The organism is Carbonicoccus niuqiaonis (genome assembly GCF_050157065.1).
Classification (GTDB): domain Bacteria; phylum Actinomycetota; class Actinomycetes; order Propionibacteriales; family Propionibacteriaceae; genus Avipropionibacterium.
Genome location: NZ_CP189573.1, coordinates 2,401,160 through 2,416,379 on the forward strand (window position 1 = coordinate 2,401,160; position 15,220 = coordinate 2,416,379).

Here is a 15,220-nt window from a genome sequence, read left to right on the forward strand (position 1 = left end):
TGGAGTGACGGGTGGTGTCGTCAGGTCGTCGCGGTGGGCTGCCGGACCGGGTGGCCGGCGGCTGCCAGCGCCGACTTCACCTCAGCGATGGTCAACGTACCAAAGTGGAACACGCTGGCGGCGAGTACGGCGTCGGCCCCGGCCTCGACCGCGGCGACGAAGTCGGCCGCCCTGCCCGCACCACCGGAGGCGATCAGCGGTACGTCGACGGCCTCACGGACCGCGGCGATCATCTCGACGTCAAAGCCGTTGGTGGTGCCGTCGGCGTCCATCGAGTTGAGCAGGATCTCCCCCACCCCGAGCTCGACTCCCCGCCTGGCCCACGCCACCGCGTCCAGGTCGGCGCTCTTGCGGCCGCCGTGGGTGGTGACACCGAACCCGGACGGCTGGTCGGCCTCGCGACGTGCATCGACCGACAGCACCAGCACCTGGTTGCCGAACCGGCGGGTGATCTCGCTGATCACCTCGGGTCGGTGCACCGCCGAGGTGTTGATGGCGGCCTTGTCCGCACCCGCCCGCAGCAGTGCGTCGACGTCGTCGACACTGCTCACCCCACCGCCGACGGTGAGCGGGATGAACACCGTCTCGGCAGTCCGGCTCACCACGTCGCGGGTGGTCTCGCGACCCTCGAAGGAGGCGGAGATGTCGAGGAAGGTGACCTCGTCGGCGCCGGCGGCGTCGTACGCGGCGGCCAGCTCGACCGGGTCACCGGCGTCACGCAGCTGGGTGAAGTTGACGCCCTTGACGACGCGTCCGGCGTGCACGTCCAGGCACGGGATCACTCGTACGGCCACAGTCATCCCGTCAGCCTAGGCCGCGGGCGCCGTCCTCCGGGTCCGGTACCGAAACGCGGCGATCTGGCTGCCCGGGCCGCGTCGAGCGGCTATCGGTGAGGAATCGCCGTGTTTCGGTACGAGAGTGGGCATCAGGGCTGAGGTGGCCCGGTGCCGAAACGCGGCGATCTGGCTGCCCAGGCCGCGTCGAGCGGCGATCGGCGAGGAATCGCCGCGTTTCGGTACGGGAGTGGATAGGTTCTGACCATGGTGACCCGCACAGAACCGGCGCTCGATCCGGAGTTCGCCGCGCTCCCCCTCGCCGAGTTGGCCGATGCCGCCCTCTCCCGGGCCCTCGAGCTCGGCGCCGACCACGCCGACGTCCGGGTGGAACGCATCCGCGAGGGTGTGCTGTCGGTCCGCGACGCCCGGGTCGAGTCGCAGACCGACGGCGTCGACCTCGGCATCAGCGTCCGTGTCATCCACCGCGGTGCGTGGGGTTTTGCCGCCGGGGTGACCCTGACCACCGATGCGGCGGCCACGCTGGCCGAGCAGGCGGTGGCGACCGCGACGGTGTCGGCCCGCCTGGGCGATCGCCCGGTGGTGCTGGCCGACGAACCGGTCCACGCCGGCGCTCGGTGGACCTCGGCGTACGACGTCGACCCGTTCGAGGTCCCCGACACCGAACGGCAGAGCCGCTGGATCGAGCTGTCGGAGCGGTTGTTGGCCGCCGACGGGGTGCACCACACCGAGGCGCGGGTGCACTACGTCCGGGAGGCGAAGTTCTACGCCGACCTCGCCGGTTCCGACATCCGTCAGCAGCGGGTCCGGATCCACCCGGAGCTGACCGCGATCAACGTCGGCGACGGATTCTCCACGATGCGGACCATCGCGCCACCGGTCGGCCGCGGCTGGGAGTACTGCACCGGCACCGGCTGGGACTTCGACACCGAGGTCGCCGAGCTGCCAGACCTGCTGGCCGAGCACGTGAAGGCGCCGTCGGTGACCGCCGGCCCGACCGACCTGGTGATCGACCCGACGAACCTGTGGTTGACCATCCACGAGTCGATCGGGCACGCCACCGAACTCGACCGGGCACTGGGCTACGAGGCGGCGTACGCGGGCACCTCGTTCGCGACGATCGACAAGCTGGGGTCCTTGCAGTACGGCAGTCCCGTGATGAACGTGACCGGCGACCGGACGGTCCCCCACGGCCTGTCGACCGTCGGTTACGACGACGAGGGGGTGGCGGCGCAGGAGTTCGAGATCATCACCGACGGTGTGCTGACCGGCTACCAGCTCAACCGGCAGATGGCCGCCGAACATGATCATGGTCGTTCGAACGGGTGCGCCTTCGCCGACTCCCCCGGCCACATCCCGATGCAGCGGATGCCGAACGTGTCACTGCAACCCGGACCCGACGGGCCCAGCACCGAGGAGTTGATCAGTACGGTGCGCGACGGCATCTACGTCGTCGGCGACAAGTCGTGGTCGATCGACATGCAGCGCTACAACTTCCAGTTCACCGGGCAACGGTTCTTCAAGATCACGAACGGTCGACTGGACGGTCAGCTGCGCGATGTCGCCTACCAGGCGACGACGACCGACTTCTGGGGGTCGATGGAGGCGGTCGGCGGGCCCGAGACGTACCGGCTGGGCGGCGCCTTCAACTGCGGCAAGGGCCAACCCGGCCAGGTCGCCCCGGTCAGCCACGGCTGTCCCAGTGCCCTGTTCCGCGGGGTCAACGTGCTCAACACTGCTGCCGAAGGTGATCACTGATGTCCATCACACCCAGTGCCGAGATCGTCGAGCGCGTGCTCGCCGGGTCGCGGGCCGACGAACTGGTCGCGATCGTCTCCGAGACCACGCAGGCCAACCTGCGGTGGGCCCACAACACCCTGACCACGAACGGGCAGATGCACGACCGGACGTTGACGGTGATCGCGATCCGCCACGACGGTGACCAAGCGAGCTCGGGGGTGGTGACCTCGCGGTTCGGCACCGAGGCCGAGGCGATCGCGATCAAGGAGGCGGCCGAGGCCGCGGCGCAGACCGCCTCACCGGCCGAGGACGCGATGCCGTTGCTCACCGAGGGCACCGACCCCGACTTCACCGCCGCGGCCGAGCCGACCTCGATCGACGTGCTGTCCGGGTTCGCCGCCGGGCTGGCCGACACCTTCGGCGAGGCGCGAGGCCGATCGGTGTCACTGTTCGGCTTCGCCGAGCACATCGCGACCACCACCTGGCTCGGCACCAGCAGCGGGATCCGGCGGCGGCACGTGCAGCCCACCGGGCGGCTCGAGCTGAACGCCAAGGACCCGTCGATGCGACGGTCGGCCTGGCTGGGCCGCGGCACCCGCGACTTCACCGACATCGACGTCACGGCACTGTGGCCCGAACTGCGGCAACGCTACGACTGGACCGAACGCAGCATCGAGCTGCCCGCCGGCCGGTACGAGACGTTGCTGCCACCGTCGGCGGTGGCCGACCTGATGATCTACCTGTACTGGACGGCGAGTTGGCGCGACGCAGCCGAAGGCCGCAGTGTGTTTGCCGCGCCGGGTGGGGGCACCCGCATCGGGGAACGCCTTGCCACGTTGCCGATCACGCTGTGGTCGGATCCGGGCCACCCCGGGCTGCAGGGCAGCCCGTTCACCGTGGCCTGCTCGTCCGGTGGCGGCACCAGCTCGGTGTACGACAACGGCTTGCCGGTCGGCCGGGAGGACTGGCTCCGTGACGGCGTGCTCAACGAACTGATCGCCACCCGTGCGGTCGGCGAGCAGTCCGGACGGGGTGCCCATCCCGGCAGCGACAACCTGATCATGGACGCCGGTGGGTCCGGCAGGCTGACCGACCTGGTCGGGGCGACCGACAATGGGCTGCTGCTGACCTGCCTGTGGTACATCCGCGAGGTCGATCCCGAGACCCTGCTCTTGACCGGGTTGACCCGCGACGGGGTCTACCAGGTCTCCGGTGGTGAGGTCACCGGCGTGGTCAACAACTTCCGGTTCAACGAGTCGCCGGTCGACCTGCTGCGGCGGGTGACCGAGGCCTCGGCCACCGAGATCGTGCTCCCCCGCGAGTGGAACGACTGGTTCAGCCGTACGTCGATGCCGGCACTGCGGGTGCCCGACTTCAACATGTCGACGGTGTCGCAGGCGTCGTGACGTCGCCGGGAGTGCGCAAGCGTCAGGCCGTCCGGATCAACCGCACGGACCACGCCCTGTGATCCGACGTCATCGCCGACCACCATCAGGATCCGGAACGTCGAACCCGCGGTCCACCGCGAACTCGGGTCCCGGGCGACCAGACAGGGTCATCCTTGCGGGAGTACCTGGTTGGGGAGCTGACCCGGCTGGCCACGCGGCCGACGGTCGCCGACGTGCTGGCCTCCGCCCGCGTACGGGTGGAACGCTCCGGTGTCAGTGTCCCGCCCGCGGACATCGTGGCCGACCGGGAAGCCGAACGGCGGTGACCGCCTACCGATGTCGCTGTCAGGCACCGGCGCTGATCGACAGCTGCGGGTCGACGGCCAGCTGACGGTGACTCAGGACGGCTCTTCAGCGGCCTCGTCATCCTCGCCCAGGTGACGGATCGTCTCGGGATCGACCTCCTCAGGAGTGAAGTCGACGACCCCGCGACGGATCCGGCGCACCAGGTCGCGGCACCGTTCCCGCAGCAGCCCGTCCCCGGCCGCCACCCCGATCTGGTCGGCGAAGTCGATCACCTGCCGCACCCATCGGACGAAGTCGCCGGCGGTCAGGTCACTGCGATCGAGTACCCCGGCCAGGGGCTCCCCCTCGGCCCAGTCGAAGATCGCCAGCGCCAGCCCCGGGTCGAGCTCGCGGCCACGGTCGAGCCGTACGTCACGCTCGGCCAGGGACACCTCGCGCAACACGTCCCGGATGTCGGCGACGGCCCGGTCGGTCCGGGCGTCGGGCAGCACGACGCGCCGCCGATCGTCGGACCGGCGCGCCTCGAACACCAGCGTCGACAACGCGGCCCCGAGCTGTGGTGCGCTCAACGTGTCGAACACCCCGCGGCGGACGCACTCGGCGGTGACCAGGTCGAGTTCGTTGTAGATCCGGGCCAACATCCGACCGGCGTCGGTGACCGAACGGCCGCCCTCACCGAGGTAGCCGAAGCTCTCCAACACCTGGCAGATCTTGTCGAACCGCTGTGCGATCGTGTTGGTCCGCGACTCCATCTTGGCCGCGGTCCGCTCGTTCTCCCGCTCCAACATCATCGCCCGTTCGGCGTGCCGGGCGTGCTGCTCCCGGTCGGGGCACCGATGGCACGGGTGTGACCGGACACGTTCGCGCAGTCGGGCGATCTCGTCGGCCAGCTCCGGGTCGACCGGACCGGAGCGAGGCCGTACGTCGACGTGGTCCAGACTCGCCAACCGACTGCGGAAGGCGGCGTGCAGGCTGCGGCGGGAGTGGGCGTCGCGGGCGTCGAACTGGCGGGGGATCTTCACCCGTCCCAACGCCTCCACCGGCACCGGGAAGTCGATCATGGACAACCGACGGACGTGGCGGTCCTCGGTCATCACCTGGGGCCGCGGGCCCTCGCGTTCGGAGTCGACGGTCACCCCCAGCACCACGGCCCAGCCCGAGGACCTGCCCGACGGCACCCGGATGAGGTCGCCGGGCCGCAGGGCACGCACGGACTCGGCCGCCTCGGCCCGGCGGTCGGACTTGCGCCGGCGGGCCCCTTCGGCCTCCAGTTCGGAGATGCTGCCCCGCAGCTTCGCGTACTCGGCGAAGTCGCCCAGCTCGCAGTGGGTGCGTTCCCACAGTTCGGCGGCAGCGTCGGTGTTGCGGGTGATCGCGCGGGCCAGCCCGACCACCGACTTGTCGGACTGGAACTGCGCAAAGCTCTGCTCCAGCAGGGATCTGGCGCGCTCCCGTCCGACCCGATTCACCAGGTTGACCGCCATGTTGTACGTCGGGGTGAACGACGACCGCAACGGGTAGGTCCGCCGTGACGCCAGCCCGGCGACCGATCGCGGTTCCAGCCCGGGCTGCCACAGCACGACCGCGTGGCCCTCGACGTCGATGCCGCGGCGGCCGGCCCGGCCGGTGAGTTGGGTGTACTCGCCGGGGGTGATGTCGACGTGGGCCTCACCGTTGAACTTGACCAACTTCTCCAGCACCACACTGCGGGCCGGCATGTTGATGCCGAGGGCGAGGGTCTCGGTGGCGAAGACGACCTTGATCAACCCGGCCAGGAAGAGCTCCTCGACGCATTCCTTGAATGCCGGCAGCAGTCCGGCGTGGTGTGCGGCGATCCCGCGTTCCAACGCTTCGAGGAAGGGGTGCCAGCCGAGGACGGCGAGGTCGTCGGGTGGCATCCCGGCGACGTGCTTGGCGGCGATGTCGCGCACCTCGGCACGTTCGACGTCGGTGTTGAGCATGACGTCGGAGCCGAGCAGTTGCCGTACGGCCGCGTCACAGCCGACGCGGGAGAAGATGAACACGATCGCCGGCAGCAGCTTCGCCCTGGCGAGGGTGCGCACCATGTCGGCACGACTCGGGGTCCAGCGGGGTGCCTTGTCGCGTTGGTCGCGGTGGGCGGCACCGCCGTACTTGCCAGATCCGTACCGGCCCTGGCGTTTGCCCTTGCCGCTGCGACCGCGGGGTCGACGGGAGTCGTCGCGAACGGCGCGGGTCTCGGACTTCGCGATCTGCACCAGCGCGGGATTGACGTCGGGGGCCCGCTCGGTCGGCTGCGCGACGGCGGTGGGCGCCTCGTCGGCGAACAGGTCGTGCAGCTTGCGGCCCACCATCACGTGCTGGAACAGCGGCACCGGTCGACGTTCGCTCAGCACCACGCGGACGTCGCCGCGGACCTCGCCCAGCCATTCGGCGAACTCCTCGGCGTTGCTGACCGTCGCCGACAGCGCCACCACCTGCACCGACTCGGCGAGGCCGATGATGACCTCCTCCCAGACCGCACCGCGGAACCGGTCGCCGAGGTAATGCACCTCGTCCATCACCACGAAGCCGAGCCCCGACAGGGTCGAGGAGCCGGCGTACAGCATGTTGCGCAGCACCTCGGTGGTCATCACCACCACCGGCGCCTCGGGGTTGACCGAGGTGTCGCCGGTCAGCAGCCCGACCTGCGCCACCCCGTGTCGCCGCACCAGGTCGGCGTACTTCTGGTTGGACAGCGCCTTGATCGGGGTGGTGTAGAAGCACTTGCGGCCCTGCTGCAGGGCCAGGTGAACGGCGAACTCACCGGCGATCGTCTTGCCGGCACCGGTCGGCGCGGCCACCAGCACGGTCGAGCCTGCCTCGACGTGCTCGCAGGCCTCGACCTGGTAGTCGTCGAAGGCGAACGTGTGCAGGTCGGCGAACTCGGCGAGCACCGGGCTGGCGCGCCGCTGGTTCATCCGTTGGTACGCCGCGGCAGGGTCGAGCGGTTGTCCGGACACCGATCCAGCCTAGCGAGGTGGCGTACGGGGGTCCGGGTCAGCGGGGGTGTTGGGGTGGGGCGTACGCGTTGAGCGCGCCGGACACGCACTCGATCACCCGTGGGATGGAACCGATCAGCTCGCCGTCGCCCATGGCGGTCAACGGAGTCCCGTCGGCGAGCCAGCCGGACAGCTCGACGCGGCGCGCGCGGATCAGCTCGACCTCCTTGATGCGGGTGAAGGTCCCGGCATAGACCTCGCCGAACATCCGGACCAGCTTCGCCCGACCGACCGGGTGAATGATCGTGATGTCGAGCAGTCCGTCGTCGGGGTCGGCGTCGGGGCACATCCGCAACCCGCCACCGAAACTGGAGGTGTTGCCGATCGCGATCAGCATGGCCTCGAGCTCACGGCGCTCGCCGTCGACCACCAGCTCGTAGCGCAACGGCTGGAAGTCACGGAGCTCGGTGAACACCGCCACCGGGTACTGCAGCCGCCCCCGAGGGAACGTCATCGCGTTGGCGCGGATGTTGACCAAGGCGTCGAAGCCGCTGCACAGGATCGAGCCCACCCAGCGCCGCTGCTGCTCGTCGGCACTGACCGGCGAGTCGTCGCCCCTGCCTCGGTTGGGGCCGACCGGCGTGAGGGGGTCGACCCGGAGCAGATCGATCGGCCGAGCCGGCAGTCCGATCAACTCGAGGGCCTGGCCGGGGTCGTCGACGTCGATGCCCAGACCGCGGCACAGGTCGTCACCCGATCCGGCGGCGATCATGCCGAGCGGTACGTCGGTGCCGGCGACCGCGTTGAGCCCGAGGTGCATCATCCCGTCACCGCCCAGGACGACCAGCACCTCGTCCTCGGTGTGGCAGGCGACGGCGTCGTTGATCACCTGCCGGGCGTGGGCGTAGTTGGTGGCCTTCTGGACGACCAACGGTCGCCCGACGAAGGTGCGACGGAGCTGCTCCACCACCCGGGGCAGCATCCTGGCGGCCCGGCCGCCCCCCGAGGTCGGGTTGGCGACAAGATGAATGGTCACACCGACAACCGTAAGGGCTCGACCGCCGAACCGATCACTTCTTGTCCGCGGAGTCCAATGCTTGGGTCTCGGTTGCCGCCTCGGCCTTCTCGGCCTCGAGCTTGGCCGCTTCGTCCGCAGCCAGCATGTCCTGCAGCACCTTGTCCCTGGCCAGCGGATCGTCGCTGTTCCTGCCGAGGCGCTTCTCGTTCCACTTGGCGATCTGCTCGGTGATCATCATCAGGATGGTGAGCGGCAGCGCCAGGGCGATCATCGAGAACGGGTCTGTCGACGGGGTTGCGACCGCCGCGAAGAGGAAGGCGCCGAAGATGATGAACGGTCGGAACTTCTTCATCTGCTTGGCACTGATGACGCCCACGAAGTTGAGCATCAGCATCAGCAGCGGAATCAAGTAACTGGCCCCGAAGACCAACATCACGCGGATCAGGAAGCTCAGGAAGGTCTCGACCGTCAGCAGGTTGAGGATGCCTTGGTCCTCAGGGGTGAAGCCGATGAGTACCGACACGGCCTTGGGCATCAGCAGGTAGCCGGTGACCACGCCGGCGAGGAACAGCGGGGTGGCGCACCCCACGAAGATGCGGGCCCACTTCTTCTCGTTGGCCAGCAGTCCGGGCATGATGAACGCCCACAGCTGGTACAGCCACACAGGCGCAGTGAAGACCAAGCCGCAGATCGCCACCACCTTCATCGCAATGATGAACGGCGAGGTGATGTCATTGTTCGTTGCCTGGAGTTGCAGGTCCGGGTGGCTGATGGCCAGTTCCGCCCTGGCGGTGTTCAGTGGCCACATCAGCACGCCGTACAACTGGTTGTAGAAGATGGCGCTGACCGCCATGCCCACACCGACAGCAATCATCGCGAACAGGACGCGGTAGCGCAGCTCGCGCAGGTGGTCGTACAGGCTCATGTTGCCGTCCGGAGGGGACGGCGGGGGCTTCAGCCAGGCGAAGCTGAGCTCACGGCCCCTCACGGTCAGCGCCATGGTGTCTCCGTCTCACACGTTCTCTGACGCGCGGACGTCAGGCGTCGGAACGCGGCTTGGCGTCGACGACCTCGGCCTCGGTTTCGTCGGCCTTGAGCTTGTCGGTCTCCTCGATCGACGGCTCCTCGACGACTTCGTCGTCCTTCTTGTCGGACGCGGCGAGACCCTTGGTCTCCTCCTTGAACTCGCGGAGCGCGCGTCCGGTGCTCTTGCCGAGGCCGGCCAACTTGGCACCGCCGAACAGCACGAGGATCACCAGGGCGATGATCGCGATTTCCATGGGTCCGAGGTTTGGCATCACGGCCTCCTGTCGTTGGGCGCAGCTTCATCGCTGGTTCCTGACGTCTTCAGCAACCGTCTGCGCACCGTCAGCTTACCTCTCAAGGGCCAGACCGCCACCCCGTCAGGGGGATGTTTCCATGCTGTGATCGACCACGTCGTGCCACTGGGTGGATCAGCGGGCCCGGGTACCGGCCCCGGAGGCGGCCCGGCGCGGTGTGTCGGACGCCCACGGGTTGTCGAGCTCGTCCTCGACGTCTGCGTCGAGGTCCACCTCGGCGTCCCGCTCAGCGGACACCTCGCGGGTCGTACCGGACCGCTTCGCCCGTGCCGGCTCCGGCCCGTCCTTCGCAGCGGTGCCCGACTTCTCCTTGGCAGCGGTACCCGACTTCCGCGGTGTCGCGTCGTCGTCCTCGGCGGGCATCTCGGGGAACTTGATCTCGGCCACCAGTTCGGCGATCTTGCCGAGCCGCTTGCCCACCACCGTCATCTGGTCGAACAGGTCGGTCGCCTTGCCCCACAGCACGTACGCGTACCAGACGGTGGCGATCACCCCGATCAGGGCGATCACCAAGAAGGCGATCACGATCCACGACACGAGGTAGACCCTACCGCCGCGGACACCGTCGGCGTCGACCCACCCGTACCCACCGGGCCGACGACGGAGAGCAGGTCGGTCAGAGCCCGAGGCTGGCGTACATGGCGAGCGTCTCGGCGGCCGCGTCACGGGCTGGCTGGTCGGCGCCGCTGGGCTCCACCACCCGGGCGGCGTCGCCCAGTCGGAGCAGCAACCCCCGCAGCCACGTCTCGTCGGCCACCTTCACCTCGACGACCAGGGTGCCGTCGGCAGCGGGCTCGTCGTCGGCGGACACCGTCGGGTAGTACTCGCGGACCCAGTGCGCCTCCGGGGCCAACGCCAACCGGACCACCGGGGCGCCCGCGAGTGCGTCGAACCAGTCGGATCCGGGGTCGGGCAACTCCACCCCTGGGTGCTCCTCGACCGGGACGTCGGCCGGCTCGGCCGCCACGATCCGGTCCATCCGGAACACCCGCAACCCGTTCGCCGAGTGGCACCAGGCGTCGAGATAGGCGTACCCGTCACGGACCGAGGTGCGCAGCGGATCGACCCGCCGGTGCGTGGTCTCGGCCCGCGAGGCGACGTCGTAGGTGAGGTCGAGCTGGTGCCTGTCGCGAAGGGCGCGATGGACCGCCGTACGGACCTCCTCGGTGCCCGCGCTGACGCGGACCTCGGTCCGCCCGGCGGTCTGCTCCGCACCCGCACCGGCAACCTTCTCCAGCTTGTCGACCGTGCTGTCGATCGCGGTGAGTTGCTCCGGGTCGGCGACCTCGCGCAGGCTCCGCAGTGCCAACAGCAACGCCACCGCCTCGTCGGTGGTGAACCGCAGCGGCCGGGAGAAGTAGTCGGCATTGCTGAGGTGGATGGTGCCGTTGCCGTCGACGGCCTGCAGGTCGATCTCGATGTAGTCGCCGTACATCTGCTGCGGCAGGGCACACCAGTGCAGTACGTGCAGGTCCTGGCGCAGTTGCCTGGGAGTGACGCCGAACTCGCGCGCCACGTCGCGGACCCGGGCCCCGTCGTGGCGGAGCAGGTACGGGACCAGCGCCAACAGCCTGGTCACCTGATTGCCGCTGACGCTGCTCACGAGGCGCTCCCCTTCCCGGGTGTCGCGGAGTCCTCGGGTCGTCCCGCGGGTGGCTGCGTGACGAGGCGTTGCAGGTGGTCGAGCAGGGCGTCACGTACCTCGGGCGGATCCAGCACCACGACGTCACTGGCGTACGCGGCCAGCTCGGCCACGACCATCGAGGTCGACTCGTACGCGACCACGACCGCGTCGAAACCGGCCGGACACCGTACGGCTCGCTGGTCGTCCGCGGCCGGTGCGGTCCCCCGCCGCCGCAGGGCCGGCACCCGATCGGCGCGGACCGCCACCACCAGCTCGCGGGTGGGGGCCTGTGGTTCGAGACCCTTCGACAGCTCGGCCAGGTCGACGTCGGCGGGCACCTCGAACGACCCCGCGGGGCCGGACTGGGTCGGCATCCCGACGATGCGCGACAACTTGAACATCCGCGGTGCGTCCCGGTCGAGGTCGCGACCCAGCACGTACCACCGCCCCTTGCTGGAGGTGAACCGCCACGGCTCGACGGTCCGGCGGCCGCGGGAGCGGTAGTCGAAGGTGACCGGGAAGCGTTCCAGGACGGCGTCGTAGAAGACGGCGAAACCGGGTTCGCGGGTGGCGACCGCCGGCTCCAGGGCGGGCAGCCGGTCGGGGTCGAACTCGACGCCGGCACTGCGGAGCTTGGTCATCGCACTGCCCGAGGCGCCGGCGACCGAGGCCTCCCGCCACGCCCGTGCCGCGACACCGAGGACGGCGGCCTCGTCGGCGTCCAGCTCGATCGGCGGGAGCTCGAAGTTGCTGGGGCGGATCCGGTAGCCCGGTTCGTCGTCGAAGTACTGGTCGTTGCTGCCGGACTCGATCGGGACACCGAGTTGGCGCAACTCTTCCTTGTCCCGTTCGAACATCCGATCGAACGCCTGGTCGGACTGGCCGTCGTAGCCGGACACGTACCGCCTGATGTCGGCCTTGCTGACGTAGTGTCGCATCGACAACAGACAGATGGTCAGGTTCAGCAGGCGTTCCGTCTTCGCAGCTGCCATGGCCCTGAAGTTATCAGCGCGACAGCGGAGGCGTGATGGCGACACCCGGAGCTGGACGGTACGCCCCCAGCCCCAGCGGTGCCCTCCACCTCGGCAACCTGCGAACCGCCGTCGTGGCGTGGCTGCTGGCCCGCTCCACCGGGCGCCGGTTCCTGCTGCGGATCGAGGACCTGGACGCCGTACGAAGTGACCCGGTGGTGGCGCTCCGGCAGCGGGATGACCTGGCGGCGCTGGGGCTGGACTTCGATCCGCCGCTCGTCGTGCAGTCGGAGCGTTGCGACGCCTACGCTGCGGCGCTCGAGCAGTTGGGTGACCGGGTGTACGAGTGCTTCTGCACCCGCCGCGAGATCGCCGAGGCGGCCTCGGCCCCGCACGGTCGGGTGGGGCACTATCCCGGGACCTGTGCCTCCTTGTCGGTGGCCGAGCGGGCACGGCGTCGGGCCGAACGGCCGGCGGCCCTGCGTGTCCGGGCCGCCGCTGCCACCTCGACGGTGTGGGACCGGTGGGCCGGTGAGGTGACCGAGGTGGTCGACGACTTCGTGGTCCGCCGCAACGACGGCACCGCGGCGTACAACCTCGCGGTGGTGGTCGACGACGGTGCGGCCGGGGTCGACCAGGTGGTCCGCGGGGACGACCTGCTCGACTCGTCACCGCGCCAGGCGTGGCTGGCCCGGGAGCTGGGGTTGTCGGCGCCGTCGTACGCACACGTGCCGTTGGCGGTGAACGCGGCCGGCAAACGGCTGGCCAAGCGGGACGGGGCGGTGACCCTGGCCGACCTGGCCGCGGTCGGGGTCGGACCGGCGGAGGTGCTGGGCCGGATCGCGGTGTCACTGCGACTGGCCGAGGTGGGTGAGCCGGTGACGGTGGCGGTGCTGCTCGACCGCTTCGACCCGGGCGCGTTGCCCCGGGAGCCGTGGGTCGTCGCGTGAGGCGTACCCGTGTGGCGCGACGCGTGTGTCAGGACGTGTGACCCGTACGCCCGGCCGGCTGGACGTGGCGGCCGGTTCTGCTTGGATGGAGCGGTGCCGATCACACGCATCACCGGCGTCGACCGCGCCGCGACCGACCTTGATCCGGACCACGGATTCGACCCGACCCACGGCTACTCGGTGGCCGATCTGCTGACCGTCGGAGCGCCGGCGGACCCGCCGGCCGACTTCGCCGAGTTCTGGCAGGGCGTGTACGCCGAGGCGTTGGCGGTCGATCCCGATCCGCGGCTCGGCCCGTGGCGGGAGCTGACCGCGGACGAGGTCGGCGGTCCGGTCCGGCCGGGACAACAGGTGGCGGACCTGCTGCTCACCTCGTTGGACGGGGTCCGGCTCGGCGGCTGGGTGGTCCGCGGTGAGGGCGAGACCACCCGTGCGCTGGTGCAGGGCCACGGGTACGGCGGCCGCAGCAACCCGGGGCAGGCGCCGGTCAACACGCTGTCGGTGCAACCGGTCGCCCGGATGCTGCCAGGCAGCCCCGACGGCGGCATCGACGCGTGGACGCACGTGCTGATCGGGATCGAATCGCGCCACACGTCCAGCCTGGTCGGGTCGACCGCCGACATGTGGGCGGGCGTGACCGTGGCGACGATGCTGGCCCCCGGGCTGCCGGTCGGCTACGCCGGTGGCAGCTTCGGCGGCGGGATCGGTGCGCTGGCGCTGCCGCACGACCCCCGGATCACCGCCGCCCAGTTGACCGTGCCGAGCTTCGGCAACCAGCCGCTGCGGTTGCGGTTGCGCTGCACCGGCTCGGGCCGGGCACTGACCGAGTACCACCTTCAGCACCCCGAGGTCGAGCGTGACGTGCTGGCCTACCTCGACTCCGCCACGGCGGCGACCCTGACCACCATCCCGGTGATGGTGATCGCCGCCGCCGCCGACCCGGCCGTGCCGCCGCCGGGACAGTTCGCCGTCGCCACCTCGATGGCCGGGCCCACCTGGCTGCACGTGGTCGCCGCCGGACACGCCAGCTGGCCCGAACAACCCGCCAACGACGCCGAGGTCGCCCGACTGACCGCCGCGTGGTGGGCCGACCCCGCGTCCGTCGTGCACGATCCCCCGCTCGCCCCGGTCGCCGTCGCCTGACCTGCCCGTCGAGCCCGTCGAGACGCCCATCGAGCCCGTCGAGACGCCCCGACACGCCGACCGCTCGTAAAAGAGGGCGTCTGAGCGACGCACGCGACGCATACGTCCAGCTGTGTCGCTGTGGCGCCCACCGCTACGAGCCCGCCGAGCGGAACCACCCCTCGCGGAGCGTGATCGGTCAGGAGTGCTGGCGCCAGATCTCGTACAGCAGCACGGTGGCGGCCTGGGCGACGTTCAGGGATTCGGCGGTGCCGACCATCGGGATGCTGACCTGCAGGTCACCGGCGGCGAGCGCGGCGTCGTCGAGTCCGGTCTGCTCGGCACCGAGCAGCACCACCAACGACTCGGGGAACTCGATCTCCCACAGCCCGTGCGGGGCCCGGGCCGCCGTGGTGGCGACCGGGAGCCCGTGGTCGTGGGCCCAGCGCACCAGGGCCGGCTGGTCGGCGACGGTGGCGATCGGGACCCCGAAGGTCGCGCCCATGCTCGCCTTGATCGTCGCCGGGTCCCACGGGTCGGCGGTCGCGCCGACCAGGATCACGCCGGCGGTGCCGGTGGCGTCGGCGGTACGCAGGATGGTGCCGAGGTTGCCGGGGTTGGCGAGCCGGTCGACGGCCAGGTAGGTGGCGGCCGGAGTCGGGGTCCAGCTGGCCAGGTCCACGTGTCGGGTGCCGACCACCGCGGCCAGCCCGGTCGGGCCGTCGCGGTCGGCGAGTCGACCGAACAGCTCCCCCGACAGCTGCGCGACCGGGACGCCACGCCCGGCCAGGTCGGCGACGAACGCATGGGCCGATTCCGCCCGCAGCAGCTCGGGGGCGACGACCAGGGTGTCGATGTCGAAGCCGGCCTCGGCCGCCTGCCGGACCGGCTGGATGCCGAACACGACGGTTGCCTGCTCGGCACGTCGGTGACGGCGTTGCGCCAGCCTGCGGATCCGCTTGACCAGCGGGTTGGCGGCCGACGTGATCAGTTCGTCGCCCACCGCG

The 15,220-nt window shown here is 70.3% G+C and carries 14 protein-coding genes; 5 read left to right on the forward strand and 9 right to left on the reverse strand.

The features are described 5' to 3' along the window. Positions 1-20 precede the first annotated feature (20 nt). Complete coding sequence (gene hisF / locus ACQBAU_RS10970; RefSeq protein ID WP_434549181.1) at positions 21-800, reverse strand: imidazole glycerol phosphate synthase subunit HisF; 780 nt, start codon at positions 798-800, stop codon at positions 21-23. Positions 801-1,040: 240 nt separating this feature from the next. Here hisF and ACQBAU_RS10975 point away from each other — a divergent pair, with 240 nt between their 5' ends. The 3 genes from ACQBAU_RS10975 to ACQBAU_RS10985 all read left to right on the forward strand — a co-directional run bounded on the left by ACQBAU_RS10975 (position 1,041) and on the right by ACQBAU_RS10985 (position 4,248). After that, complete coding sequence (locus ACQBAU_RS10975; RefSeq protein ID WP_465256724.1) at positions 1,041-2,552, forward strand: TldD/PmbA family protein; 1,512 nt, start codon at positions 1,041-1,043, stop codon at positions 2,550-2,552. After that, positions 2,552-3,940: a metallopeptidase TldD-related protein gene (locus tag ACQBAU_RS10980; protein WP_465256723.1), complete on the forward strand. Its 1,389-nt coding sequence runs from the start codon at positions 2,552-2,554 to the stop codon at positions 3,938-3,940. Before ACQBAU_RS10975 ends, ACQBAU_RS10980 begins: the two co-directional genes overlap by 1 nt. Positions 3,941-4,095: 155 nt before the next feature. Beyond that, a complete protein-coding gene (locus ACQBAU_RS10985; RefSeq protein ID WP_465256722.1) occupies positions 4,096-4,248 on the forward strand; it encodes a hypothetical protein in 153 nt (50 codons plus the stop codon). A 72-nt stretch (positions 4,249-4,320) separates the two neighbouring features. Here the strand turns inward: ACQBAU_RS10985 and ACQBAU_RS10990 are convergent, their stop codons facing one another. The 7 genes from ACQBAU_RS10990 to ACQBAU_RS11020 form a co-directional block, all read right to left on the reverse strand. Next, entirely contained in the window at positions 4,321-7,167 is a 2,847-nt protein-coding gene (locus ACQBAU_RS10990) for a DEAD/DEAH box helicase (protein ID WP_465256776.1), read from the reverse strand. Positions 7,168-7,246: 79 nt separating this feature from the next. Continuing rightward, positions 7,247-8,224, reverse strand: coding sequence for a diacylglycerol/lipid kinase family protein (locus ACQBAU_RS10995; protein ID WP_465256721.1), 978 nt, complete (start codon positions 8,222-8,224; stop codon positions 7,247-7,249). Positions 8,225-8,258: 34 nt separating this feature from the next. After that, positions 8,259-9,206: a twin-arginine translocase subunit TatC gene (gene tatC / locus ACQBAU_RS11000; protein ID WP_465256720.1), complete on the reverse strand. Its 948-nt coding sequence runs from the start codon at positions 9,204-9,206 to the stop codon at positions 8,259-8,261. A 37-nt stretch (positions 9,207-9,243) separates the two neighbouring features. Continuing rightward, a complete protein-coding gene (locus ACQBAU_RS11005; protein WP_434549188.1) occupies positions 9,244-9,486 on the reverse strand; it encodes a twin-arginine translocase TatA/TatE family subunit in 243 nt (80 codons plus the stop codon). Between the two features lie 174 nt (positions 9,487-9,660). Continuing rightward, positions 9,661-10,083 (reverse strand): hypothetical protein, encoded by a 423-nt coding sequence (locus tag ACQBAU_RS11010; protein ID WP_465256719.1) that lies wholly within the window; start codon positions 10,081-10,083, stop codon positions 9,661-9,663. A 79-nt stretch (positions 10,084-10,162) separates the two neighbouring features. Beyond that, positions 10,163-11,149: a helix-turn-helix transcriptional regulator gene (locus tag ACQBAU_RS11015; RefSeq protein WP_465256718.1), complete on the reverse strand. Its 987-nt coding sequence runs from the start codon at positions 11,147-11,149 to the stop codon at positions 10,163-10,165. Next, complete coding sequence (locus ACQBAU_RS11020; RefSeq protein ID WP_465256717.1) at positions 11,146-12,162, reverse strand: helix-turn-helix transcriptional regulator; 1,017 nt, start codon at positions 12,160-12,162, stop codon at positions 11,146-11,148. Before ACQBAU_RS11020 ends, ACQBAU_RS11015 begins: the two co-directional genes overlap by 4 nt. Before the next feature lie 35 nt (positions 12,163-12,197). Here ACQBAU_RS11020 and gluQRS point away from each other — a divergent pair, with 35 nt between their 5' ends. Both gluQRS and ACQBAU_RS11030 read left to right on the forward strand, forming a co-directional pair. After that, positions 12,198-13,091 carry a tRNA glutamyl-Q(34) synthetase GluQRS gene (gluQRS, locus tag ACQBAU_RS11025; RefSeq protein WP_465256716.1) on the forward strand — a complete coding sequence of 298 codons (894 nt, stop codon included), beginning with the start codon at positions 12,198-12,200 and terminating at the stop codon, positions 13,089-13,091. 93 nt (positions 13,092-13,184) lie between these two features. Continuing rightward, positions 13,185-14,234: an acetylxylan esterase family protein gene (locus ACQBAU_RS11030; RefSeq protein ID WP_434549193.1), complete on the forward strand. Its 1,050-nt coding sequence runs from the start codon at positions 13,185-13,187 to the stop codon at positions 14,232-14,234. A gap of 178 nt (positions 14,235-14,412) precedes the next feature. Here ACQBAU_RS11030 and ACQBAU_RS11035 read toward each other — a convergent pair whose 3' ends face one another. Next, the gene (locus ACQBAU_RS11035; protein ID WP_434549194.1) at positions 14,413-15,216 is read right to left on the reverse strand and encodes a TrmH family RNA methyltransferase; all 804 of its coding nucleotides are present in this window, start codon (positions 15,214-15,216) and stop codon (positions 14,413-14,415) included. Between the last annotated feature and the right edge of the window lie 4 nt (positions 15,217-15,220).

Coding starts and splice junctions, on each gene's coding strand:
- ACQBAU_RS10990 (WP_465256776.1), bottom strand. CDS start 7,167: ATGAACCAGCGGCGCGCCAGCCCGGTGCTCGCCGAGTTCGCCGACCTG.
- ACQBAU_RS10980 (WP_465256723.1), top strand. CDS start 2,552: ATGTCCATCACACCCAGTGCCGAGATCGTCGAGCGCGTGCTCGCCGGG.
- ACQBAU_RS11005 (WP_434549188.1), bottom strand. CDS start 9,486: ATGGAAATCGCGATCATCGCCCTGGTGATCCTCGTGCTGTTCGGCGGT.
- gluQRS (WP_465256716.1), top strand. CDS start 12,198: ATGGCGACACCCGGAGCTGGACGGTACGCCCCCAGCCCCAGCGGTGCC.
- tatC (WP_465256720.1), bottom strand. CDS start 9,206: ATGGCGCTGACCGTGAGGGGCCGTGAGCTCAGCTTCGCCTGGCTGAAG.
- hisF (WP_434549181.1), bottom strand. CDS start 800: ATGACTGTGGCCGTACGAGTGATCCCGTGCCTGGACGTGCACGCCGGA.
- ACQBAU_RS11020 (WP_465256717.1), bottom strand. CDS start 12,162: ATGGCAGCTGCGAAGACGGAACGCCTGCTGAACCTGACCATCTGTCTG.
- ACQBAU_RS10975 (WP_465256724.1), top strand. CDS start 1,041: ATGGTGACCCGCACAGAACCGGCGCTCGATCCGGAGTTCGCCGCGCTC.